This is a genomic window from Bradyrhizobium sp. B097, from assembly GCF_038957035.1.
Classification (GTDB): Bacteria; Pseudomonadota; Alphaproteobacteria; order Rhizobiales; family Xanthobacteraceae; genus Bradyrhizobium.
This window is the reverse complement of record NZ_CP152412.1, coordinates 8,260,564-8,285,034: the sequence shown is the minus strand read 5'-3', so window position 1 is coordinate 8,285,034 and position 24,471 is coordinate 8,260,564. Positions and strand designations below refer to the sequence as shown.

Here is a 24,471-nt window from a genome sequence, read left to right as displayed (position 1 = left end):
TGACTCGTACATCCATGAGCGGCGGCAATCATGGAAATTTCTGGTTCATACATTGATTGGTTCGCTAACCTTAAAGGATTCAATTCGACTCAAATGATGCCGGAATCGCCGCGTCTTGCCGCGGTTATGGGCGCAACAAATGCGTCATCTGGCGTTCATGAGAGCAATCGTGTCTGACTTTGCACCGCACCGGAAACGTTGCGCGCGTGTGTCATCGCGAGACGACGTTAATGACTGTGGTGTCGGGTCGATGCAGAAGCGGAATTGCACCATTGTCGGACATCAAATCGAGTTGCCCGCAGAGCACCAACGGCGAATCAGATCATCCGCTCTGCGATGCCAATGCAGTCGTGCGTGATGTCGTCGTTGGCGTTCGCAACGTCTCCGGCATCAACGCGCAGTAGCCGATCAGCCCGGCGCAAGCGACGGCTGCAAGGAACATAAAGGCGGCGCTGTAGCCGGCGTGGACGATGATGAACCCGGCGACCGCCGTGCTCAGCGCGCCGCCGATGCCGGTTGCGGTGGCGATCGCGCCCTGGCTGATGTTGAAATGCCCGGTACCGTGCGTGAGATCTGCGACGACGAGCGGGAACAGCGCGCCGAAGATTCCGGCGCCGATGCCGTCGAGCAATTGCACCGACACCAGCCAGTACGGGTTGTCCGACAACGGATAGAGCGCGCCGCGAACAGCCAGCACTGCGAGCGCCATGGCAAAGATCGGCTTACGGCCCCAGACGTCGGCCTTGCGTCCGACCAGCATCGCAACCGGCACCATCACCAGCTGCGCCGCGATGATGCAGACCGACATCAGCGATGTCCCGAGGTTGCGGTTGACCAATGCGAGCTTCTGTCCGACCAGTGGCAGCATCGCGGCATTGGCAAAATGAAAGATCACGGTCGCGGCCGCGAAGATCAGCAGCGGCTTGCAGGTCAGCAGCACGCGAAAGCCGGAAGGCCGGTCATGCAGCGTGCCGTGCTCCTCCGCGATATCGTCGAGCCCGCGCGCGACCTGATGATCGATGGCGGCGGGTGGGATCGAGAGCGTCGCGGCGACGCTGGCGAGCGCCATTGCCGCGAGCAGCCAGAATACGACGACGGGACCGAACCAGTAGGCGGTGCCGCCGGCGATCGCCGCGGCCACCGCGTTGCCGGCATGATTGAAGGCCTCGTTGCGGCCGGTCCGCGCCGCGAACGCCTTGGGGCCGACGATACCGAGCGTCACCGCGGCGATCGCCGGCGCGAACACCGAGCCCGAGGCGGCCGCAAGCGCCTGGGTCGCGGCGACCAGCGCGAAGTGGTCGAGCAGCGGCAGCAGCAGGCAGGCGGCGGTCACGGCGAGCGCAGCTGCGATCATCAACGCGCGCTTGGCGCGGCTGCGGTCGATCAGGGCGCCGGCCGGTGTCTGGGCGACGATCCCGGCGATCGCCGCGATCGACATCACCGACCCGATCGAGGCCTCGTCCCACCTCCGTTCGGTCAGAAGGTAGATCGCCAGATAAGGGCCGAGCCCGTCCCGCACGTCGGCGAGGAAGAAGTTCAACGCGTCAAGCGCGCGCTCAACGGGCGTCCCGGACGGCTGCAAGTGATACCTCGCGGCGAGATTGCGCATCTCAACCCGGCGGCGCGCGCAGAGTTCCCGTGCAGGTAAAGTGGTGCTGCTATCAGGGATTTCGGCCCTGCATGCGTCATTTGGATGGGTTGACCCGGCAGGGGCGTCCGGCCAATTTCCGGCCCGGCTTAGGGGAGAATAATACTCATGAATTCAAGGTTGATGGCCGCCGTGATCGTGGCTGCCAGTGTTTTGTCCGCGCCTGTCGCACAGGCCCAGCAGTTCATTAACGTGCTCACCGGCGGCACCTCGGGCGTCTACTATCCGCTCGGCGTCGCGATCGGGAAGATCTACGGCGACAAGATCCCCGATGTGAAGACCCAGGTGCAGGCGACCAAGGCCTCGGTGGAGAACCTGGTGCTGCTGCAGCAGGGCCGGGGCGAGATCGCCTTCACGCTCGGCGATTCGCTGAAGGCCGCCTGGGAAGGCGACACCGAGGCCGGCTTCAAGAACAAGCTCGACAAGCTGCGCACCATCGGCGCGATCTATCCGAACTACATCCAGATCGTCGCCACCGCCGAAAGCGGCATCAAGACGCTCGCCGACCTCAAGGGCAAGAGCCTGTCGGTCGGTGCGCCGAAGTCCGGCACCGAGCTCAACTCGCGCGCGATCCTCGCGGCCGCCGGCATGAGCTACAAGGATCTCGGCAAGGTCGAGTATCTGCCGTTCGCCGAATCGGTCGACCTGATGAAGAACCGCCAGCTCAACGCCACGCTGCAGTCCGCCGGCCTCGGCGTCGCCTCGCTGAAGGACCTCTCGACCTCCAGCGACATCACCGTGGTCGCCGTGCCGAAGGAGACCGTCGACAAGATCGGCCCACCCTTCGTCTCCGTGATCATTCCGGCCAACACCTATACCGGCCAGGACAAGGACGTGCCGACCGCGGCGGTCGTGAACTACCTCGTCACCTCGAGCGCAGTGTCGGACGATCTGGCCTATCAGATGACCAAGCTGGTCTATGAATCGCTGCCGGAGCTCGCCAACGCCCACGCCGCGGGCAAGGAGATCAAGCTGGCGGCCGCCGCGACCGGCAGCCCGGTGCCGCTGCATCCCGGCGCGATCCGCTATTACAAGGAAAAGGGCCTGATCAAGTAAGGCCAGCTACGTTTCGAGGTGTCATGGCCGGGCTTGACCCGGCCATCCATCTTTCTAGAGACTCTGATTTTCGATGGATGCGCGGATCAAGCCCGCGCATGACGTGCGAGGGAGGCGGTCGAGGCACTGCACAGGTGCTATAGACGTCGCGGGCACGGCGGGGGGACTAATCATATGCAGCAGCAGGTTGCGGGCGAGCAGCCCATCAAGGTTGAATTCGACAATTTCGAACATGGCTTTCCGGAAGGTTTCGGTCCGGGCGCCTGGGGCCATCTGGCCTACGCCATTGGTCTCGCTTTTGCGGTGTTCCAGCTCTATGTCGCAGCCTTCAACTACCTGCCGAGCCAGGTGGTGCGCGGCGTCCATGTCGGCTTCCTGATCCTCTTGACCTTCGGCCTGATCGGCAATTTCACCGCCAAGACCGATTTCGGCCGCGCGGTGAGCTGGATCGTCGGCGCCGCCGGCTTCCTGTGCGGGCTCTATCAGTGGATCTTCTATGCCGACCTGATCGCCCGCGACGGCGATCCGACCAACATGGACCTTGCGGTCGGCACGCTGCTCGCGATTCTGATCTTCGAGGGCACGCGGCGACTGATGGGGGCGGCGCTGCCGCTGATGTGCGGCGCCTGTCTGCTCTACTGGTTCTTCGGACAATACCTGCCGTCGCCGTTCAATCATCGCGGCTACGACTTCGACCAGATCGTCACCCATCTCTCGTTCGGCACCGAAGGCTTCTACGGCGTGCCGATCTACGTCTCGGCGACCTACATCTTCCTGTTCATCCTGTTCGGCTCGTTCCTCGAGCGGGCCGGGATGATCCAGCTCTTCACCGACGTCTCGCTCGGCCTGTTCGGCCGCACCCGCGGCGGCCCGGCCAAGGTCGCGGTGTTCGCCTCGGGCATGATGGGCACGATTTCCGGCTCCGGCGTCGCCAACGTCGTGACCGTGGGCCAGTTCACGATTCCCTTGATGATCAAGTTCGGCTATCGCCGCGCGTTCGCCGCCGGGGTCGAGGCCACCGCCTCGATGGGCGGCCAGATCATGCCACCGGTGATGGGCGCGGTCGCCTTCATCATGGCGGAGACGCTCGGCGTTCCCTATTCCGAGGTCGTCAAGGCTGCGGTGATTCCGGCGATCCTGTACTTCGCCTCGGCGTTCTGGATGGTGCATCTGGAAGCCGGCAAGCATGGCCTCGTCGGCATGAAGCGTTCGGAGATCCCGAGCGCCTGGAAGGCGCTGGTGGCGCGCTGGTATCTCGTCTTGCCGCTCGCGGCGCTGGTCTACATGCTGTTCGAGGGTTTTACGCCGCTCTATGCCGGCAGCATGGGGCTCGCGCTGACGGTCGCGCTGATCCTCGGCGCCAGCATCACGCTCGGCTTTTCCAACACCGTCGTGCGCTACATCTTCTGGATCGGCCTCGCGCTGGTGGTTGCCGCGGTCTCGCGCCACGGGCTCGAGATCGTTCCGGTCGCCGGCGTCGTCGCCGGATTGATCGTGATTGCGGCGATCACCCGTGGAGGTCGCGCAACGCTCCGGGCCTGCCGTGACTCGCTTGCCGACAGCGCCAAGTCGGCGCTGACCGTCGGCATGGCCTGCGCCATCGTCGGCACCATCATCGGCATGATGACGCAGACCGGCGTCGGTACCATCTTCGGCAGCTGGATCATCGGGCTCGGCGCCAAGAGCCTGTTCCTGGCGCTGATCATGACCATGCTGCTGTCGATCCTGCTCGGCACCGGCATCCCGACGATCCCGACCTACATCATCACCGCGGCGCTGGCGGCGCCTGCGCTGGCCAAGCTCGGCGTGCCGCTGATCGCAAGCCATATGTTTGCGTTCTACTACGGCATCATGGCCGACCTCTCGCCGCCGGTCGCGCTCGCGGCGCTGGCGGCGGCGCCGATCGCCAAGGAGAATCCGGACAAGATCGGCTGGGAGGCAATGCGGATCGCGCTTGCCGGCTACGTCATCCCCTTCATCTTCGTCTATTCGCCGGCGCTGATGCTGCAAGGCAATGATCCGATGGCCGCCCAGCTCGGGTTCTACGGCGCGGTGGCGCTGGCGACCTTCAAGGCACTGGTGGCGATCGCCCTGTTCGGCATCGTCGCGATTGGCTTCCTGTTCACGCGGCTGACCCTGATCGAGATCGTGGTCGCCTTCGGCGCCGCACTCTGCCTGCTCGGCGATTTCCCCTTCTCGGATACGGCGGGTTTTACGCTCGCGGCCGCGGTCGTGCTGTGGCAATGGCGGCAGCGTCCGCGCAACGCGGTGGCGGCGGCTTGAGCCTCTGCCTCACATCCGCGGGTGTCGTGAAGACGCTGTCGATCGCAGCCTTCACGCTTAGCTGGACGCATTCGATCGAGAAGACCGCCTGGCAGGAAGACTGGCAGGTCACGCCGGCCGGCCTGACGCTGCAGCAGGCACGCATCAAGGGCACCGGCGCCGGCATGGAGCCGCCGCCGGAAGCGCGTCTCGTCGATGGCTGGTTTCAATGGTCGCCGCCGCCGGTGCCAAGGCCTGAGGTCGTGCTCGGCAATTCCGGTGTGGCGGGCGAATGGCATCTGTGCGAGGCGGGACGCTGCCAGACGCTATCGGAGATTTTCGGACATCCGATCGGTGCTAATGTCACGGCGATGAGTGTTTGTAAAAGTCCGTAGCCCGGATGGAGCGCCAGCGTAATCCGGGGCCAGGGTTCCCGGATTGCGCTTCGCTTCATCCGGGCTACGGGTCAGGCTGCAAGAACAACAAACGGGAGAACAAACGATGGATCGGCTCAAGGGCAAGGTTGCGATGGTGGTCGGCGCAGGCTCGATCGGGCCCGGCTGGGGCAATGGCAAGGCGACCGCCGTGACCTTCGCGCGCGAGGGCGCCAGCGTGTTCTGCGTCGATCGCAACGGCGCGGCGGCCGAGGAGACGGTCAAGATCATCACCGACGAAGGCGGCACCGCGGCCGCATTCACCGCAGATGTCTCGCGCGCCAGCGAGGTCGAGGCGATGGTCGCGGCCTGCCTGAAGGCCTACGGCCGCATCGACGTGCTCGACAACAATGTCGGCATCGCCGAGGTCGGCAGCGTGGTGGAAGTCGCGGAAGCCGACTGGGACCGCGTCTTCGCGGTCAACCTCAAGAGCGCCTATCTCTCGATGAAGCACGTCATTCCGGTCATGATCAAGCAGGGCGGCGGCTCGATCATCAACATCTCCTCGATCGCCTCGATCCGCCATGTCGGCATTTCCTATGTCAGCTACAACGCGAGCAAGGCGGCGATGAACCAGATGACGCGCTCGACCGCGGTCGAGTTCGCCTCCAAGCATGTGCGCGTCAACGCGATCCTGCCGGGATTGATGAAGACGCCGATGGTCGAACATTCCGCGGGGCTGGCGCAGAGCTACGCCAAGGGCGATGTGGAGGCGATGTGGCGCGCCCGCGACGCGCAGGTGCCGATGGGACACATGGGTGACGCTTGGGACGTTGCCAATGCCGCGCTGTTCCTTGCGTCGGACGAATCGAAATATGTCACAGGCATCGAGCTGGTGGTCGACGGCGGCATCACCTCGAAGTCGGGTGCTTGAGAGGTCGCTGAAAGAACTACGCCTCGACGCTGAGCTCGGCGCGGTCGAGCTCCTCCTCGACCAGATGGAATGCGTCGTCGCCGATGGTCTCGGTGCGGCGCAGATTGAGCAGCGCCTGACGCGCGGCCGCGATGGCGCGGCGGCGGATCGGATCCGACGGCAGCTCGCGTGAGGTCAGGCCGCCATCCGGGTCATTCTCGGCGCGCAGCAGCACGGCGCGGTATTCGAGCCGGAGGATCTCGGCTTCTTCCGACGGGTCCGCGTCGATCTCCTCGAGCGCTGCGCGAAACACCACGCCGCGGGCATGGGCCGCCTCGCGCCCGACCGGATCGTCGTCATCGAAATTGAGCGCCAGGATCAGCGGCCGCAAGGTCAGCCCCTGGATCACGAGCGAGCCCAGCACCACGGCAAACGCCGTCAGCAGGATCAGGTCGCGATAGGGGAAATACTCGGGCAGCGCAAATGCGGCCGCCAGCGTGACGATGCCGCGCATGCCGCACCACGACACGATGAAGCCGCGCTTCAGGGTCGGCACCGCGTCCACCATATGGGCGGGCAGCAGGTTGCGCGCCTTCAGCACGCGCAGCAGGGCGCCATAGGGCATCACCCAGAGGATGCGGGCGAGGATCACGACGGCGAGGATCGCGGCGGCAAAGCTGCAATATTTCCACCGCACCTCGTCGTCGAGCTCTGACCAAATCGGGCGCAATTGCAGGCCGATCAGCATGAAGGCCAGCACGTTGAGCACGAACACGACGGTTTCCCACACCGTATAGGACGACACGCGCAGCCGCGCCGAGGTGCGGGCCGGCGCGGTGCGGGCGATGGTGATCGCATAGGCGATGATGGTGAGGATACCGGACAGGCCGAGATGCTCGGCGACGATCCAAACCATGAAGGTGCCGCCGAATTGCGTGATGATCGCGCTCGGCGCCTCGGTGATGCGGCGGGTGATCATCATCCAAACCCGCGCGAACAGGTAGCCGGCGGCAAGGCTGCCGACCAGCGCGACCGCGATCGATGGTACGAACTCGCGGATCTTCATGTGCTCGGCGGCGACGAGGCCAACCGCGACGCGATAGATCAACAGCGAAGTGGCATCGTTGAGCAGGCTTTCGCCCTCGAGGATCTTCTGGATCCGATAGGGTAGGTTGACCTGGCGCAGGATCGCGGTGGCCGCGGCCGCGTCCGGCGGCGCCACGATGGCGCCGAGCGCGATCGCGACCGGCCAGGGCATGTCGGGGCGCAGCCAGTGCGCGACCACCGCCACGGCTGCTGTCGTGACGCCGACCGCGACCACCACCAGCGTCGAGACCGGCAGCCAGTTGTTGCGGAGATCGCGCAGCGAGGTGTCGTAGGCGGCATCGAGCAGCACTGGTGCGACGAACAGCGCCAGCGCCAGTTTCGGTTCCAGCGCCCAGGTCGGGGCCCATGGCAGCAGGGTCAGCAGTACGCCGCCGAGCGCAAGAAAGGTCGGGTAGGGCACCTTGATCCGCCGCGCCAGCGCCGACAGCGCCACGGCTGCGAGCAACAGGCCGATGATCCATTCGAATGTCAGCACGCGAACCCCCAACCAAGTACGGCTCCAAGTGCAGCCGATCGTCGCAATTGACGTATAATCCAGCGTGTGGTTTTGCGGCAAATGGCGCGCTGCCGGACATCAGAGGTCGGTGGTGCGGGCGCGGGAGAGGGATGTCTTGTCGGTGATCGGGATGCGACGCAACTCTGCGAATCTGGCCTTCAATCTGGCTCTGGCGCTGCTGTGCGTTTGGCTGTCGGGCGCGCGGACATCGGGCGTTGCGCGCGCGGCCGGCAGCGAGCCCGGCAAGGATGTGCAGGCCGATGCCGGACCCTGCGTCGCCGCCGCCGCGGCCGCGGATGACGACAAGACCATCGAGGCCTGCGGCGCGCTGATCGACAATGAGAAGGTGGCCAAGCCGGATCGAATCAAGGCGCTGCTGGCGCGCGCGAGCGCCTATGACCGCAAGCAGATGATCGATCGCGCGATCGGAGATTACGACACCGTGCTCCTGCTCGATCCATCGCTTGCCGACGCCCACAACGCCCGCGGCGAGCTGTGGCGCCGCAAGGGTGACCGGCCGAAGGCGATCATGGATTTCGGCGCCGCCGTGAAACTCAACCCCGATCACGCCGCCGCCAAGGCCAACTACAAATCGCTGTCGCTGGAGCTGGAGCGCATCGGCGCCCTGATGGCGGTGGCAGGCAAGCCGAGCTTCGATTGCCGCAAGGCACGCCGGCCGGTGGAGAAGGCGATCTGCGCCAATCCCGCGCTGGCCGATCTCGATCGCGAGATCGTCGCATCGACCTTCCGCACGGTGCGCGAGGCGCAGGACCCGCGCCAGGCGCGCAAGCTGCAGCGCGCGCAGGATCAGTTCATCACCCGCCGCAATGCCGAATTCGGCAAGCCGGGCTATGACCTGCAAACGGCAATGCGCGAGCGGCTGCAGCGGATCAACGGGGTCGACGGCTATTAGCCGAGCCCGGCCTGCCCGGCCGAAGGTCGCGGTCATTTCGGCTTGAAACGGCGCCGCTTCCCGTGACAATGGTCGGCAAATCACGCGCGACGGCGCGAGGGAGAAACGCGATGAACATCCAGCAGAGCCGGTATCATGAGGTGTATGCCCGCTCGCTTCGAGACCCCGAGGGTTTTTGGGCGGAAGCGGCGCGCGAGATTGACTGGATCGAGCCGGCCAAAAAGATCTACGATCCCTCTGTGGGCGCCTATGGACGCTGGTTCGCCGGCGCCGTGATCAACACCTGCTACAACGCGCTGGATCGCCATGTCGCCGGCGGCCGCGCCGGCCAGGTCGCGCTGATCCACGATTCGCCGCTTACCAACACGATCACCAAATTCACCTATGCCGAGCTGCTGGCGGAGGTGCAGACGCTGGCCGCGGTCATGCGGGATTTCGGCGTGGCCAAGGGCGATCGCGTCATCCTCTATATGCCGATGGTGCCGGAGGCTGTCGTCGCGATGCTCGCCTGCGCGCGGATCGGCGCGGTGCACAGCGTGGTGTTCGGCGGCTTCGCGGCCAAGGAGCTGGCGACCCGTATCGACGACGCCAAGCCGAAGCTGATCTTCTCGGCGAGCTGCGGCATCGAGCCCGGGCGCATCGTGCAGTACAAGCCGCTGCTCGACGAAGCGATCCGCCTTGCCGGCGCCAAGCCCGACACCTGCATCATCCTGCAGCGGCCACAGCAGGCCTGCGAGCTCACCGCGGGCCGCGACCATGATTGGGCGACGCTGCGCCGCGCGGCGTTCGACGCCGGCAAGGCCGCGCCCTGCGTGCCGGTCGCCGCGACCGATCCGCTCTATATCCTCTACACCTCGGGCACGACCGGAATCCCGAAGGGCGTGGTGCGCGACAATGGCGGGCATCTGGTCGCGCTGAAATGGTCGATGCACAATCTCTACGGCGTGAAGCCCGGCGAGATCTGGTGGTGCGGCTCCGACATCGGCTGGGTGGTCGGCCACTCCTACATCGTCTATGGCCCGCTGATCCACGGCGCGACCACGATCATGTATGAGGGCAAGCCGGTCGGCACGCCGGATGCCGGCGCGTTCTGGCGCGTGATCTCAGAGCACAAGGCGGTTGCCTTCTTCACGGCGCCGACCGCATTCCGTGCGATCAAGAAAGAAGATCCCGAGGGCAAGCTGCTGAGGAGCTACGACCTCTCGCGCTTCCGCACGCTGTTCCTCGCCGGTGAGCGCGCCGACCCGCCGACGGTGGAATGGGCGGAGCAGCAGTTGAAGGTGCCTGTCATCGATCACTGGTGGCAGACCGAGACCGGCTGGTGCATTGCCGGCAATCCGGTGGGACTGGGTCAGTTGCCGGTCAAGCACGGTTCGCCGACGGTGCCGATGCCGGGCTATCAGGTCGACATCGTCGACGAGGCGGCGAAGCCGGTCCCCGCGGGCACCATGGGCTCGATCGTGATCAAGCTGCCGTTGCCGCCGGCCTGCCTGCCGACGCTGTGGCAGCAGGACGATCGCTTCAGGGACGCCTATCTCACGGAATTCCCCGGCTACTACAAGACCTCGGACGCCGGCTACAAGGATGCGGACGGCTATGTCTGGGTGATGGGCCGCACCGACGACATCATCAATGTCGCCGGCCACCGGCTCTCCACCGGCGGCATGGAGGAGATCCTCGCCTCGCATCCCGATGTCGCCGAATGCGCCGTGCTCGGCGTCAAGGATGCGATCAAGGGCGAGGTGCCCTGCGGCTTCCTGGTGCTGAAGGCTGGCGTCACCAAGGCGCCCGATCAGGTCGAGAAGGAAGTGGTGGCGCTGGTGCGCGAGAAGCTCGGACCGGTCGCCGCGTTCAAGCTCGCGATCACGGTGGCGCGGCTGCCGAAGACCCGCTCCGGCAAGATCCTGCGCGGCACCATCAAGAAGATCGCTGACGGCGAGCCCTGGACCATGCCGGCGACGATCGAGGACCCCAAGGTGCTCGACGAAATCGGCGAGGCGCTGAAGGGCAAGGCGTAGCTCGTCGTTAGAGCTTTGCTTGCACTTGAGAGGGCGCGCCGTGTGGCCCCCTCTCCCCAACCCTCCCCCGCAAGGGGGGAGGGAGCCTGAACATTGTGCTCACCTGACGTGAGGCGGCCACCGGCGGAAGGGTTCCCTCTCCCCTTGCGGGAGAGGGTAGGGAGAGGGGTGGCCCCGGGCGAGATCCATCAATGAGCGTGCCATCGTGCAATCGGGCTTGCGCTCCATCGAAACCCATCGGAAGCAAAATGGCCTTGATTTTGATGGATTGCCGGGTCATCCCGACCTTCCCTGTCATGTGCCACCAGATACGGACCACCGGATGCGATCCATTTCCGCACGCGCGCCTCTTGCATTGCTGCTCGCACTGCCGCTGCTGGCAGGCTGTCTGGAGCGCGGCCGATCGCCGATCGCGGAGAGCATGGGCGACGACGATCAGTATTGCCAGGGCAACGGCAAGGTCGCGGTCGGATCGCCCGAATATGTCGCCTGCCGCAAGGATCGCGACGTCCAGCGCCAGAACGCCGAAGCCCGCACCGATCGGCGGCAGCGCGATCTCGGCGAATACATGATGAACAATCCGGACCGCCACTAGGCGCGCTGGCTACTGCCCGGCCGGTCGGGTATGCGTGGACGGCCGCCGGGCCAAATTCCGGCAAGGTGTTGGCTCGCCGCATGCAATCATGAGCGGCTGTTTTGGATGAGACCAGGTCCTGTGCTTGTGGAAGGCGAGCTCGCGTTGGAGCGTGACAGGATCGGAGAGCTCGACGGGCTGCGCGCGATCGCGTTGCTGATCGTCGTCATCTGGCACTATTTCGGCGCGCCGGACGGTCCGCAGGGCTGGCCGTGGAAACTGCTGCATGTCGGCCGCTTCGGCGTCGACCTGTTCTTCATTCTGTCCGGCTATCTCATCACGGAAATTCTGCTGCGCCACCGCGCGGCCGAACGATATTACTCGGCCTTCTACGGCAGGCGCGCGTTTCGCATCTGGCCGCTCTACTACCTGATGTGCGCTTGCGCTCTGATCGGCTGGTATTTTTCGCTAAGCCCTGATCTGTTCGACACAAGGGGCGTGCCCGGCTGGCTGTATTTGTTCGGCTTGCAGAACTTCGGCATGGCCAAGGCGCAGACCGATGGCGCCTTCTGGCTGGCCGTCACCTGGTCGCTCGCGATCGAGGAGCAGTTTTATCTGCTGTTTCCGTTGCTGGTGCGGAACATCCCGTCCGAGCGGCTGTTCGCGATCCTGCTCGTGCCGATCCTGATCTGCCCGATCGGACGCCTGATCGATAGCGCGCTGCCGGACGCTTACGGCTGGTACGTGCTGCCGCAGTTCAGGATCGATTCGCTGGCGATCGGCGCGCTGATCGCCTGGTGGCGCCTCTATCGCAAGCCGGATGCCGAGGTCTCCAGACGCGTCGCAGCCGTCCTCAAATGGTCGAGCGTCTCGCTTCCGCTGCTGTGGCTGTTCGGATGGAAGCGCTGGTCGGTGGCGTTCTCGCACACGCAGGTCGAGATCTTCTTCGGTTCTCTGCTGTTCGTCGTCCTCGAAAATCGCGGCTCGCCAAAGCTCGCGCTGCTGCGCAGTTCGGTCGCGAGCTTCTTCGCCAGGACGTCCTACGCGGCGTATCTCACCCACCACGTCATCCTGTACCTGCTGTTCGCCGTGCTGCATCAACCGAGGACAGTCGAGAGCCTCGCCGGCCTCTCGCTGACCTTCGGCGCGCTCGCGCTGACGTTCGCCCTGTGTGCCCTGAGTTATCGATATTTCGAACGTCCGTTGCTCGACTTCGCCCACCGGCGCTTCTCGTTCGGGTAAGCGAAAGCGGGCCACCGGCGCGCCGCTAGCGGGATCGAGGCTACCCGTGCCCCAAACAAAAACGCGGCGGGTTGCCCTGCCGCGTTTCGTATTCCGGTCCTCGAGAAACGCAGCCAGCGCCTATTCTTCGTCGTCGGCCTTCTTGCCGCCGATCGTCTTCAGCTTGGCGAACACGGCATCAACATTGAGATCGTCGTGCCGCTCGATCGGCTGATCGTCCAGCTCGTCCTTGCGCGTGGTCTCGGAGGCCGGCAGCAGCGTGGCGCCGCCGTAGACGGTCGTGGTCGGCTTCTCCTTGGCGGCGCGCTGCACCTCGAAATCGAGCTCGATCTGCGAGCACAGGCCGAGCGTCACCGGGTCCATCGGGGTCAGGGTCGAGGCGTTCCAGTGGGTGCGGTCGCGCACGCTGGCGATCGTGGTCTTGGTGGTGCCGACCAGACGCATGATCTGGGCGTCCTTGAGCTCGGGGTGGTTGCGCACCAGCCAGAGGATCGCGCTCGGCCGCTCGTGGCGGCGCGACACCGGGGTGTAGCGCGGGCCCTTCTTCTTGGCGGCGGTCGGCAGCACCACCTTGCTCTCCTGGAGCCTGAGGCGGTAATTCTGGTCCCGCTCGCCGCGCTCGATCTCCTCGCGGGTCAGCTGGCCGTTGGAAATCGGGTCCATGCCCTTGATGCCCTGGGCGGCGTCGCCGTCGGCGATGGCGCGCACCTCCAGGGGGTGCATTTTGGTGAAATCGGCCACCTGATCGAACGTCAGGGCGGTATTATCGACCAACCACACGGCAGTCGCCTTCGGCATCAGCGGTGCGTTGCTCATGGCAAATCTCCTTTGTGCTTCGCCCACCTCTGTAGAGGCGAAGCTGGTAGTCATCGGCGATGACGGGAATTATAGGGCCTATATAAGCCCTCCGGGGGGAATGGCGCAATGGGCCAGCAAAATCGCCTTGACAGCGCCCGAAAGCAGTCCCAAGTCCTTATCCTAACTGGCCGTTCCCCGCCCGCCGGCGAGGGGTGATTCGGTCCCGAGATTGCCCCGAGACAGCCTGATGTCAGCGAAAAAACCCGATCTTAGAATCGTGCTTTGTTCCCCCCGCGGCTTTTGCGCCGGGGTGGTCCGCGCCATCGATACAGTCGAACGCGCGCTCACCATTTATGGTGCCCCGGTCTATGTCCGGCACGAAATCGTCCATAACAAGTATGTGGTCGACAGCCTGAAGACCAAAGGCGCCATTTTCGTCGAGGAATTGGCCGAAATCCCCGACGATACCAATGCGCCGGTGGTATTTTCGGCCCATGGTGTTCCCAAGTCGGTTCCGGCCGAGGCCAAATCCCGCAATTTCTTCTCGCTGGATGCGACCTGCCCGCTGGTGACCAAGGTCCACCGCGAGGCGGCGATCCATTTCAAGCGCGGCCGCGAGATCCTGCTGATCGGGCATTCGCATCACCCCGAGGTGGTCGGCACCCTGGGCCAGCTCCCGGTCGGCGCCGTGACCCTGATCGAGACGGCCGAGGATGCAAAGACCTTCGTCCCGAAGGACCCCAACAACCTCGCTTTCGTGACCCAGACCACGCTGTCGATCGACGACACCGCGGAGATCGTGGCGCTGCTCAAGCAGCGCTTCCCGAACGTCAACGGTCCGCACAAGGAAGACATCTGCTACGCCACCACCAACCGCCAGCTGGCGGTCAAGAAGGTGGCGCCGGTGGTCGATGCGCTGATCGTGGTCGGCGCGCCGAACTCGTCGAACTCGCAGCGCCTGCGCGAGGTCGCCGAGCGCGAGGGCTGTCCCATTGCCGTGCTTGCACAACGTGCCAGCGACATCGACTGGAGCAGGTTCGAAGGCATCACGAGCCTCGGCATCACCGCGGGCGCCTCGGCGCCGGAAGTGATCGTCGAGGAGATCATGGGCGCCTTCGCCGAGCGCTTCGAGCTTCACGTGGAGACGGTCTCGGCCGCGGAAGAGAACGAGTTCTTCCCGCTGCCGCGTTCGCTGCGGCCCGACGCTGCCGCCGCGGAATAGACCATATGGCGGTTTACACCGACGTTGCCGCCGAAGACCTCGCGGAATTCCTCAAGAGCTACGACATCGGCGAATTGCTCTCCTACAAGGGCATCGCCGAGGGCGTCGAGAATTCGAACTTCCTGCTGCACACCAGCCAGGGCGCCTACATCCTCACGCTCTATGAGAAGCGCGTGGCGGAGGACGACCTGCCGTATTTCCTGTCGCTGATGGCGCATCTCGCCGAGCGCGGGGTGTCGTGCCCGCAGCCGGCGCGCAACCGCAAGGGCGAGGTCTACAGCCGGCTTGCCGGCCGGCCGGCGGCGATCATCAACTTCCTCGAAGGCGTGTGGCCGCGGCGGCCGAACGTGGCGCATTGCTCCGGCGTCGGCGAGGCGCTGGCGAAAATGCATCTCGCAGGTCGCGACTTTCCGCTGGTCCGCAACAATCCGCTGTCGGTTTCCGGCTGGCGGCCGCTGTTCGATCTTGCCGCCGCGCGGGCCGACAGCGTGCAGCCGGGTCTGCACGACTTCATCGCGCGCGAGCTCGATCATCTCGAGGCCGCGTGGCCGGCGGACCTTCCGGTCGGCGTGATCCATGCCGATCTGTTTCCCGACAACGTCTTCTTCCTCGGCGACAAGCTCTCGGGCCTGATCGACTTTCCGTTCGCCTGCAACGACATCCTGGCCTACGACGTCGCGATCTGCCTCAACGCCTGGTGCTTCGAGCCGGATCATTCCTTCAACGTCACCAAGGCGCGCGCGCTGCTCAATGCCTATAACCGCGAGCGGCAATTGTCGGCGGCGGAAGAGGCCGCGCTGCCGCTGCTCGCGCGCGGCGCCGCGCTCCGTTTCCTGCTGACGCGACTGGTCGATTTCCTCAACGTGCCCGCGGGTGCGCTGGTGCAGCCGAAGGACCCGCTGGAATACGTCCGCAAGCTGCGCTTCCACCAGAACGTCGCTGCGATCAACGACTACGGCATCACGCCGGTAGGATGCGTGGCGTGAGCGACAAGCCGCATGTGATTGTCTTCACCGATGGTGCCTGCTCCGGAAACCCCGGACCGGGCGGCTGGGGCGCGATCCTCAGATTTGGCGACGTCGAGAAGGAATTGAAGGGCGGCGAGGCGCACACCACCAACAACCGCATGGAGCTGATGGCGGCGATCTCGGCGCTGGAAGCCCTGAAGAAGCCCTGCGTAGTCGACCTCACCACCGACAGCCAGTACGTCCGCCAGGGCATCACCGGATGGATCCACGGCTGGAAGCGCAACGGCTGGCGCACGGCCGACAAGAAGCCGGTGAAGAATGTCGAGCTGTGGCAGCGCCTCGACGCCGCGCTGAAGCCGCACGAGGTGCGCTGGCACTGGATCAAGGGCCATGCCGGCCACGCCGAGAACGAACGCGCCGACGAGCTGGCGCGGGAAGGCGTGGCGATGGCAAGGTTGAAGGGGTAGGGCGCACGGTCGCGCCGCGTATCGGCTGCGCAGGGTGGGTAACTGTGTCGGATGGATAGAGCGAAGCGAAACCCATCATCTCAATACACGGCACGAAGCCGATGGGTTTCGCTGCGCTCTACCCATCCTACGGATCAGCGATCCCGGCTATCGCCATGCCCACAACTTTCATCGCCCGCGAAAGCGGGCGATCCAGTATTCCAGAGACAGTGGTGATTGAAACGAGAGGCCGGGGCGTACTGGATCGCCCGGTCGAGCCGGGCGATGACAGTGTGCGTGGGCCGTCAGCTCAGAGCTGCCCGAGCAGCGTGTCGCCGCCGGAGACCTCGACCTTGCCCGGAGCCGGCTCCTTGTTGAGCTTCTTCACCACGCCGTCCTCGACCAGCATCGAGTAGCGGTGGGAGCGGATGCCGAGGCCGTTGCCGGAGGCGTCGAGCTCCATGCCGATCGCCTTGGCGAAGTCGGCATTGCCGTCGGCCAGGAAGACGGCTTCGTCGCGCTGGTCGGTGTCGCGCTTCCAGGCGTTCATCACGAAGGCGTCGTTGACCGAGACGATCGCGATGGTGTCGACGCCCTTGTTCTTCATGGCATAGGCGTTGAGGAAGATGCTCGGCAGATGCATCTTGTGGCAGGTGCCGGTGTAGGCGCCGGGCACCGCAAACAGGGCGACCTTCTTGCCCTTGAAAATGTCGTCGGTGGTTTTGACCTGCGGACCTTCGGCGGTCATTACGCGAAACTTGGCTTCCGGCAGCTTGTCGCCAACATTGATCGTCATCGTTGTTCTCCCTCGGTGAAGCGGAATTGTCTTAAACCCGGCGGTTGGACGGCACAATACGGCCTGCTGCGGGAACGGCAATGCCGAAGGCGAGAGCGTTTTCGAGCGAAGTGGGTACCGGTTCGCGTGAAGAAAACGCGTCAAAACAAGAGTCTGGAGCCCCGTTCCGATGCAATCGGAACGGAAAAGGCTCCGGTCACCGTTCCGTCATCAGCCGGAAAACCCGCCGGCGTCGAGAAAGGCCTGCTCGTCCGCGGTGGTTTCCCGGCCCAGCACCCGGTTACGGTGCGGGAAGCGGCCGAACCGGCGGATGATGTCGGCGTGGTCCTCAGCGTATTTCAGGTTGTCGGGATGGCAGTCATATTGCCGGAACAGCATCACGCAGCGCTGCTGGTCGTCGAGGTCCTCCGAATGCTCGAAGGGCAGATAGAGGAATTCGCGCAGCACCGGGTCGGTCCGCGCATCGACGCCGCGGTCGATGGCGCGCCTTGCCACGTCACGCGCCAGCGCGTCACTTGAAAAGGTCCTGGCGTCGCCTCGAAACAGGTTTCGCGGAAACTGGTCGAGCACGATGGTCAGCGCCAGCGCGCCCTCGTCGCTTGCCTCCCATGACGACAATTCGCCGGCAGCCGCCTTCTGCCAGGTGGCAAGGAAGCGGCTGCGGATTTCGGCATCGAAGGCGTCGTCGTGCTTGTACCAGCGCTCGCGGCCGGCTTCTCGCCAGAACGCCAGGATGTCGGCAGGCGTCGCGATGCGAGCGTCAGTCATGTTTGTCCAACGCCCGCGTCACTTGTATCAGGCCGCGGCCTTCTTCTCGTCGCGCAGCTCGCGACGCAGGATCTTGCCGACATTGGTCTTCGGCAGGTCGGTCCTGAACTCGATCTGCTTCGGCACCTTGTAGGCGGTGAGTTGGGTGGCGGCGAACTTGATGACGTCCTCGGCCGAGAGATTGGGGTCCTTCTTGACCACGAAGGCCTTCACCGCCTCGCCGGACTTCGCATCGGGGACGCCGATCACGGCGCATTCCAGCACGCCGGGATGGCTCGCCAGCACTTCCTCGATCTCGTTCGGATAGACGTTGAAGCCGGAGACCAGGATCATGTCCTTCTTGCGATCGACGATCTTGGTATAGCCCTTCTCGTCCATCACGCCGATGTCGCCGGTGCGGAAATAGCCATCCGCCGTCATCACCTTGGCGGTCTCTTCGGGGCGGTTCCAATACCCCGACATCACCTGCGGGCCCTTGGCGCAGATTTCGCCGGCCTCGCCGAGCGGCAGTTCATTGCCGTCGTCGTCGCGGATCGAGAGCCAGGTCGAGGGGACCGGAAGGCCGATCGTCCCGGAGAACTCCGTGATCGTCGCGGGATTGCAGGTCAGCGTCGGCGAGGTCTCCGACAGACCATAGCCTTCCGACAACGAGATTCCCGTGACTTTCAGCCATTTCTCCGCGACCGGCTTTTGCGTCGCCATGCCGCCGCCGTTGGCGATCTTCAGTTTGGAGAAGTCGAGCTTGTCGAAGCCGGGCGTGTTCAACAGGCCATTGTAGAGGGTGTTGACCGCCGGGAAGAAGCTGACCTGGTACTTCGACAGTTCCTTGACGAAGCCTGCCATGTCGCGCGGATTCGGAATCAGCAGATTGGTGCCGCCGGCCCGCATGCCCAGCAGATAGCACGCGGTCAGCGCAAAGACGTGATAGAGCGGCAGCGCACAGACGATGACCATCTGCTCGACGATCGGCGGCTTCGCCAGCGCCGGCTGCAGCCAGGCGTCGTTCTGCAGCACGTTGGCCAGGATGTTGCGATGGAGCAGGGTGGCGCCCTTGGAGACGCCGGTGGTGCCGCCGGTATATTGCAGAAAGGCGACGTCATCGAGCGTCAGCGCCGGCTTGTTCATCTTCAGGCCGCGACCGGCTGACAGCGCATCATTGAAGCCGACAGCGCCGGGGATCGACCAGGCCGGCACCATCTTCTTCACCCGGCGCACGACGAGATTGACGATCACGCCCTTGAAGCCGAGCAGGTCGCCCATGCTGCCGACGATCACATGCTTGACGGCCGTGTTCGCAAGCACCTTCTGCACGGTGGTGGCAAAGTTCTCCAGCACGATGATCGCTTCGGCACCGGAATCCTTGAGCTGGTGCTCGAGCTCGCGCGGGGTGTAGAGCGGATTGACGTTGACCACGGCAAAGCCGGCGCGCAGCACGGCGGCGGTCGCGACCGGATATTGCAGCACGTTCGGCATCATCAGCGCGACCCGCGCGCCCTTCTGCAGCCCCTTGCTCTGCAGGTAGGCGCCGAGCGCCGTCGACATCTCGTCGAGCTCGCGATAGGTGATCGCCTTGTCCATGCAGATGAACGCCTTGCGATCGGCGAATTTCTTGAAGCTCTCTTCCAGCAATTCGACCAGTGACGAATATTGCGTGACGTCGATATCGGCGGGCACGCCGGCCGGATAATGCTTGAGCCAGATGCGCTCCATAATGATCATTCCCTCTCATATAAATTTGGCTGATGTCCCGGATTGCTTCCGGGTTTTCCGACCCTTGACCGCGTCTTGGCCGCTTTATTTCAGGCAGTATTGAGCGATGCCGCGGCCAATGGCAAGCCGCTGCGCGCTATCGACGCATTGGGAGATCGGAGGGGGTGACGCTCTGCTAGCCTGCCGGCTTGGCGTCGGCCTTCGGTTTCTCAGCCTTGGGCTTTGCAGCAGGCTTTGCCGCCGCCGGCTTGCCGGCAGGCTTTGCGGCGGCCGGCTTGTCCGCGGCGGGCTTCGCAGCTGCGGCATCCGGCTTGGCGTTGGCGTGACGCACCGGCTTGGCCGCCGGCTTGCTGTCCGACTTAGAGTTATCTGACTTGGAGGCGCTCTTGCTGTCACCCTTGGCGTCATCAGCCGCATCGGACTTCTTGCCGGCGACACGGGTGTGCTTGCCCTTGGCGCGCTTGGCCGGCTGCAGCTTCTCGGTGTCGGCCTCGACCGCGGCGATCAACGCAGCGCCGGTCTTGGTCGGTCCCGTATAAACCACGACCGGTTCGGACGCCGCCGCCGGCTGCGCCAGCATGTCGGCCGGTTTTGTCGGCATCGCGGCCTGCAGGCCCGAGGCGAAGAAGCTCACGCCACTGTCGCCGTTGGTGCTCGCGCTGGCGCTGGCGACGGTGTCTTCTCCGTCCTCGTCGCTGGCGGGCCGCTTGTGCTTGGCGCCACACATCTCCTCGCGCAGGTTCGGCGGGGTGGAATCGATCGGCACCAGATTGTCGACGGTGCCGAGCGAGGGCCGCAGCCACGCCAGCCCGTTATTGGCAAAGCCGCGATCCAAAAGCTGCGCGGCGCGGATCGCGCGCATGCGGCCCGAGGAGGCGCCGAGCACCACGGCGATCAGCCGCTTGCCGTCGCGCGTCGCCGACGCCACGAGATTGTAGCCGGAAGCGCAGATGAAGCCGGTCTTGAAGCCGTCGGCGCCGGGATAGCGGCCGATCAGCTTGTTGAAGTTCTGGGTGATGCGGCGGCCGAAGCGGATCGACGGGATGTGGACGAAATATTCGTATTCCGGCAGGTCGCGGATGATGGCGCGGGCGAGGATCGCCATGTCGCGCGCCGAGGTGATCTGGCCGTCGGCGGGCAGGCCGTTCGGGTTGACGTAGCTCGTTTGCGTCATGCCGAGCCTCGAGGCGGTCTGGTTCATTTCGCCGGCAAAGCCGTCGATCGAGCCGCCGATGCCCTCGGCCAGCACCACGGCCATGTCGTTGGCCGACTTCACCAGCATCATCTTGAGCGCGTTGTCGACGGTGACCTGGGTGCCGGGCCGAAGGCCCATCTTCGAGGGCGACTGCGATGACGCGGTCGGCGACACCGTGAGCAGCGTGTCGAGCGACACCCGGCCATCCTTGACCGCCTTCAGCGTCACATAGGCGGTCATCAGCTTGCTGAGCGAAGCCGGGTACCACGGCATCGTGGCGTTGTCGGCCTGCAGCACCTTCCCGGTATCGGCCTCGACGACCAGCAGCGCCTCGGCCTGCGCGATCTGCGGCGTTGCGATGGCGAGCATCGCTGTGGCCAGAATCCATTTCAACGACGGGCGCAGCGGGCGAGGAAAATACACGACGGTTCCGGTCCTTTGAGACCCGCCTTCGAGAAGGAGGTCTTGCGATGTGACGTACGGGTTTCAAGCGTGTCCGGCGCCGCATTGCGGCGATGCAAACCTATACCGGCTTGCCAGCTGAGAACAGAGGCCGGCCAATTATATCGTGGACGAAATCGGCTGAATTTCGGCAGCCGCCTCAATTGGAAAGGGCAGAATTATGGTGCCTCGATGCCGGCGCGCGCCTGCTCCTGGACCATGAACTGGGCCCGCGCGAGTTCGGCAAAACGCCCGCCTTTCGCCACCAGTTCATCGAAAGTTCCGCTTTCGATCACCCGTCCCTGGTCGAACAACAGGATGCGGGTGGCGTAGCGGATGGTCGAAAGACGATGCGCGATCACGAAGGTAGTGCGGCCCTTCATCACTTCGTCGAGAGCAGCATTGACCTTGGCCTCGGTGACGGCGTCGAGCGCGCTGGTCGCCTCGTCGAGGATCAGGATCGGCGGATCCTTGAGCAGCGCACGCGCAATCGACAGCCGCTGCCGCTCGCCGCCGGACAGCATGCGGCCGCGTTCGCCGGCATGGGTGTCGAACTTCTTTTCGCTGCGCTCGATGAAATCCAGCGCCTGCGCGCGCGCCGCGGCGGTACGCAGCTCCTCATCGGTCGCATCGGGCTTGCCGACACGCAGATTGTCAGCGAGCGAGCGGTTGAACAGCAGCGCCTCCTGGAACACAACGCCGATGTTCCGCCGCAGCGCCGTCAGTTTCAGCGCGCGTATGTCCATACCGTCGATCTTGATGATGCCGGATTGCGGATCGAACGCGCGATGCAGCAGCGCGATCGCGGTGGATTTGCCGGCGCCGGTCGAGCCGACCAGCGCGATGGTCTGGCCGGGCAATGCGGTGAAGCTGAGGTCCTCGATCGCCGGCCGCTTGCCGTCATAGGAGAACGAGACGTCGTTGAATTCGACCAGCCCCGACAGCCGGCCGGGATCGACCGCACCGGGCCGGTCGCGCACCGCCGGTACCGCATCGAGCACGTCGAAGAATTCCTGCAGGCGCGGCGCTTCCATGAACACATTGTTGATGAAGCTCACCACCTGCTCGAGCTTCTGGATCAGCATGGTGGCGAACGAGACGAACATCACGATCTCGCCGACCGTGGTGAGGCCCTCGTTGTGAAGCGCGATGCCGACCGTGAAGATCGCAAGCACGGTGATGGTGGTCGAGGCGCGCGTGATCACGGTGACCAGCGCCCACCATGACAGCACCGGCATCTGCACTGCGAGCAGCTTGTCGGCGACGTAACGCAGGCCCTGCACCTCGGAATCGATCCGCACGAAGCTCTGCACCAGCGCGACATTGCCGAGCGCGTCGGAGGCGCGCGCCGAGAGGTCGCTGTAATAGGCCTCGACCTCGCTCTGCATGCCGTAGGTCTTGCGCACCACCAGCGTGGTCAGCACGGTAAACACGACGCAGAGTGCGAACAGCAGAATCGCCAGCCGCCAGTTGATGTAGAGCGCGAGCGGCAGCAGTACGATCAGCGACATGATCGCGGCGAAGTGCTCGCGGAAGAAGCCGAGCCAGAGCCGCCACAGCGCATCGGTGCCGTTCAGCATCACCTTCATCAGTCGCCCGGAATGGGTGCCGGAGTGGAAGGTCAGCGGCAGTTGCAGGATGTGCTCGAAATAATCCGTCAGCACGGCCTGGCGCTGGCGGTGCGCGAGCCGGTCGGCCTGCAACGCCACGATCGCGCTGCAGCCGATCGTGAACAGGCCGAACGCCGCCCAGGCCGCGAGCAGCGGCCATGCCGAGGAGGTCGCGAACAGCCCGGTGACCGGCCGGCCGGACAGCACGTCGACGATCTTGCCGAACAGCACCGGCTCGGCGAATTGCGCGGTGGCGAGCAGCATGTTGGCGGCGGCGAGGATCCAGCCGAGCCGCGCCTCCTTGCCGAGCAGTTCGAGGACGCGGGTATAGAGGCGAAGCATGGACATGCCGGCGGGACTCGTCAGCGGTGGGCGCCCGGTCAGGCGGGATGCAATTTAATCAGGGTTCGCCAGCGAGGGCCAGCGGTGACAGCGCGTCATGCTCGGGGTGACGGTGATTGCGGCGAGCGGCTCCCTACGCCGTCGTCCTGGCGGAAGCCAGGACCCATAGCCACCGAATTTGATTGAGAGCGGGATAGCGGCCCCAGCGTCGCGCAACAAACGGCTGGGGTAATGGGTCCTGGCCTTCGCCAGGACGACGTTGAACATTCGGTGCCGCTCGTCACCTACGCATTCGCATGCGGTCAATTCACCAGCCGGCCATCGATCGGCGGCAGGAATTGGTCGTCGAAGATGTCGGTGGCGTGCGGCCGCTTCTGGAATTTGTAGTCCTCCGCGAGCTGGTCGACCGATCGCTCGAAGCGCTCCGGCTCGATGCCGCCGAGGCCGCGGCGCTTCACCTCGCCGGTCAGGATGTTGTCGCGGATGATGGCGCTCAGCCGCTCGAGCTCCAGGTCGCGCGAACCGCCATCCATCCGGCTCACCACCTCGCTCGCCGCGCGGGCCGGGTCCTTGACGGCGAGGTTGGTGCCGCCGATCACCGCGCGCACGAACCGTTTCACCGTGTCCGGCTTCGCCGCCGCAAGGCGCGGGCTAACGATCACGGCAAAGCCATAGGCTTCGCAGCCATAGTCGGCGAAGCGCAGCACCGCGAGATCGTCGGCGGGCACGCCGCGATCGCGCAGGTTGATTGCCGAGAGATAGGAGAAGCCGGTGACGGCATCGATTTGGCCTGCGGAAAGCATCGGCTCGCGCACCGCGGCGCTGATCGTATTCTGCTTCACGCTCGCGAGCTTGATGCCGTTCTGCCTGGCGACCGCTGGCCACAGCCGGATCGAGAGGTCGCCCTCGGCGACGCCGAGGTTCTTGCCCTGGATGTCCGTCAGCGCCTTGATGCCACGGCTCTTGCGGGCAATGATCGCATAAGGCGCCTGGTTGAACAGCACGAACACCGCCTTGACGGGGGCAGCACCAGGCTTGTCGCGAAAGCGGATCAGCGAGTTGATGTCGACGAGGGCGAAATCGCTCGATCCGTCGGCGACGCGCGCGATCGCGTCCGCCGAGCTAGTAGCGACGTTGGTGCCGACCGCAAGGCCCTCGGCGCTGAACAGGCCGCCGGCTGACGCCATCACGAATGGGGCCGCGGCAGCATCAAGCGGACGGTCCAGTGTGAACTGAATGGTGAGCGGCTGCGGCGCATCGCCGGCGCGCAGCGGTGTGACGGCCGGCCACACGCCGCCCGAAAGGCCGATCATGCCCGCCAGTATCCAGCGGAGAACGGTGGTCCGACTTACCTGCATCATGACATCCGGGAGGCGAGACAAAGTGCCGCGCCGGCTGCGACTGCTTGATGACATCGAATGCGCCAGGGCAGGGTGCAATTCAAGCATCAATTTCAAGCGTTATTTGCCGGCATCCTGCTCCAGGCAAGGTGAACGGCCGATGACTGCCTCGATTTCACCTCAGGTTGTTCAGCTTGCATTCGGTTTGGGGAACCTAATCTAGGGGTAGTGG

Annotated in this window: 20 protein-coding genes; 11 read left to right on the top strand and 9 right to left on the bottom strand. The window is 64.9% G+C overall.

Annotated features, from left to right (window positions below; genetic code table 11):
• Positions 1-322: 322 nt before the first annotated feature.
• Entirely contained in the window at positions 323-1,582 is a 1,260-nt protein-coding gene (locus tag AAFG07_RS38085) for an MFS transporter (protein ID WP_342724733.1), read from the bottom strand.
• 174 nt (positions 1,583-1,756) lie between these two features.
• Here AAFG07_RS38085 and AAFG07_RS38080 point away from each other — a divergent pair, with 174 nt between their 5' ends.
• The 4 genes from AAFG07_RS38080 (at position 1,757) to AAFG07_RS38065 (ending at position 6,274) form a co-directional block, all read left to right on the top strand.
• On the top strand, positions 1,757-2,704 hold the full coding sequence (locus AAFG07_RS38080; RefSeq protein WP_342724732.1) for a TAXI family TRAP transporter solute-binding subunit: 948 nt from the start codon (positions 1,757-1,759) through the stop codon (positions 2,702-2,704).
• 174 nt (positions 2,705-2,878) lie between these two features.
• Positions 2,879-4,987, top strand: coding sequence for a TRAP transporter permease (locus AAFG07_RS38075; RefSeq protein WP_342724731.1), 2,109 nt, complete (start codon positions 2,879-2,881; stop codon positions 4,985-4,987).
• Positions 4,948-5,361, top strand: coding sequence for a DUF1850 domain-containing protein (locus AAFG07_RS38070; RefSeq protein WP_342724730.1), 414 nt, complete (start codon positions 4,948-4,950; stop codon positions 5,359-5,361). The genes AAFG07_RS38075 and AAFG07_RS38070 overlap by 40 nt, the downstream gene beginning before the upstream one ends.
• Before the next feature lie 106 nt (positions 5,362-5,467).
• Entirely contained in the window at positions 5,468-6,274 is an 807-nt protein-coding gene (locus AAFG07_RS38065; protein WP_342724729.1) for a glucose 1-dehydrogenase, read from the top strand.
• Between the two features lie 16 nt (positions 6,275-6,290).
• On the opposite strand, the gene AAFG07_RS38060 is transcribed toward AAFG07_RS38065, so the two are convergent.
• Positions 6,291-7,835 carry a sodium:proton antiporter gene (locus AAFG07_RS38060; RefSeq protein WP_342724728.1) on the bottom strand — a complete coding sequence of 515 codons (1,545 nt, stop codon included), beginning with the start codon at positions 7,833-7,835 and terminating at the stop codon, positions 6,291-6,293.
• 151 nt (positions 7,836-7,986) lie between these two features.
• Here AAFG07_RS38060 and AAFG07_RS38055 point away from each other — a divergent pair, with 151 nt between their 5' ends.
• The 4 genes from AAFG07_RS38055 (at position 7,987) to AAFG07_RS38040 (ending at position 12,603) form a co-directional block, all read left to right on the top strand.
• Positions 7,987-8,769: a hypothetical protein gene (locus AAFG07_RS38055; RefSeq protein ID WP_342724727.1), complete on the top strand. Its 783-nt coding sequence runs from the start codon at positions 7,987-7,989 to the stop codon at positions 8,767-8,769.
• 110 nt (positions 8,770-8,879) lie between these two features.
• On the top strand, positions 8,880-10,787 hold the full coding sequence (locus tag AAFG07_RS38050; RefSeq protein WP_342724726.1) for a propionyl-CoA synthetase: 1,908 nt from the start codon (positions 8,880-8,882) through the stop codon (positions 10,785-10,787).
• A gap of 322 nt (positions 10,788-11,109) precedes the next feature.
• Positions 11,110-11,382, top strand: coding sequence for a hypothetical protein (locus AAFG07_RS38045; protein WP_229168563.1), 273 nt, complete (start codon positions 11,110-11,112; stop codon positions 11,380-11,382).
• 105 nt (positions 11,383-11,487) lie between these two features.
• Positions 11,488-12,603: an acyltransferase gene (locus AAFG07_RS38040; protein WP_342724725.1), complete on the top strand. Its 1,116-nt coding sequence runs from the start codon at positions 11,488-11,490 to the stop codon at positions 12,601-12,603.
• A gap of 120 nt (positions 12,604-12,723) precedes the next feature.
• On the opposite strand, the gene AAFG07_RS38035 is transcribed toward AAFG07_RS38040, so the two are convergent.
• Positions 12,724-13,419, bottom strand: coding sequence for a cell cycle transcriptional regulator TrcR (locus AAFG07_RS38035; RefSeq protein WP_050405544.1), 696 nt, complete (start codon positions 13,417-13,419; stop codon positions 12,724-12,726).
• Positions 13,420-13,648: 229 nt separating this feature from the next.
• On the opposite strand from AAFG07_RS38035, the gene ispH reads away from it, so the two are divergent.
• The 3 genes from ispH to rnhA are packed head-to-tail and all read left to right on the top strand — an operon-like array spanning position 13,649 to position 16,058.
• Positions 13,649-14,623, top strand: a complete 975-nt coding sequence (gene ispH, locus AAFG07_RS38030; RefSeq protein WP_092118785.1) for a 4-hydroxy-3-methylbut-2-enyl diphosphate reductase — start codon at positions 13,649-13,651, stop codon at positions 14,621-14,623.
• Between the two features lie 5 nt (positions 14,624-14,628).
• Positions 14,629-15,609, top strand: coding sequence for a homoserine kinase (locus AAFG07_RS38025; protein WP_342724724.1), 981 nt, complete (start codon positions 14,629-14,631; stop codon positions 15,607-15,609).
• Positions 15,597-16,058: a ribonuclease HI gene (rnhA, locus tag AAFG07_RS38020; protein WP_171947839.1), complete on the top strand. Its 462-nt coding sequence runs from the start codon at positions 15,597-15,599 to the stop codon at positions 16,056-16,058. The genes AAFG07_RS38025 and rnhA overlap by 13 nt, the downstream gene beginning before the upstream one ends.
• A gap of 289 nt (positions 16,059-16,347) precedes the next feature.
• On the opposite strand, the gene AAFG07_RS38015 is transcribed toward rnhA, so the two are convergent.
• From AAFG07_RS38015 to AAFG07_RS37990, 6 genes are all read right to left on the bottom strand, one after another.
• Positions 16,348-16,833 (bottom strand): peroxiredoxin, encoded by a 486-nt coding sequence (locus AAFG07_RS38015; RefSeq protein WP_050419364.1) that lies wholly within the window; start codon positions 16,831-16,833, stop codon positions 16,348-16,350.
• Positions 16,834-17,043: 210 nt separating this feature from the next.
• Positions 17,044-17,601, bottom strand: coding sequence for a DUF924 family protein (locus tag AAFG07_RS38010; RefSeq protein WP_342724723.1), 558 nt, complete (start codon positions 17,599-17,601; stop codon positions 17,044-17,046).
• 27 nt (positions 17,602-17,628) lie between these two features.
• The gene (locus tag AAFG07_RS38005; protein ID WP_342729364.1) at positions 17,629-19,311 is read right to left on the bottom strand and encodes a long-chain fatty acid--CoA ligase; all 1,683 of its coding nucleotides are present in this window, start codon (positions 19,309-19,311) and stop codon (positions 17,629-17,631) included.
• Positions 19,312-19,486: 175 nt separating this feature from the next.
• A complete protein-coding gene (locus AAFG07_RS38000; RefSeq protein ID WP_342724722.1) occupies positions 19,487-20,875 on the bottom strand; it encodes a D-alanyl-D-alanine carboxypeptidase family protein in 1,389 nt (462 codons plus the stop codon).
• 251 nt (positions 20,876-21,126) lie between these two features.
• The gene (locus AAFG07_RS37995) at positions 21,127-22,905 is read right to left on the bottom strand and encodes a glucan ABC transporter ATP-binding protein/ permease (RefSeq protein ID WP_342724721.1); all 1,779 of its coding nucleotides are present in this window, start codon (positions 22,903-22,905) and stop codon (positions 21,127-21,129) included.
• A gap of 296 nt (positions 22,906-23,201) precedes the next feature.
• Positions 23,202-24,212: an ABC transporter substrate-binding protein gene (locus AAFG07_RS37990; protein WP_342724720.1), complete on the bottom strand. Its 1,011-nt coding sequence runs from the start codon at positions 24,210-24,212 to the stop codon at positions 23,202-23,204.
• Between the last annotated feature and the right edge of the window lie 259 nt (positions 24,213-24,471).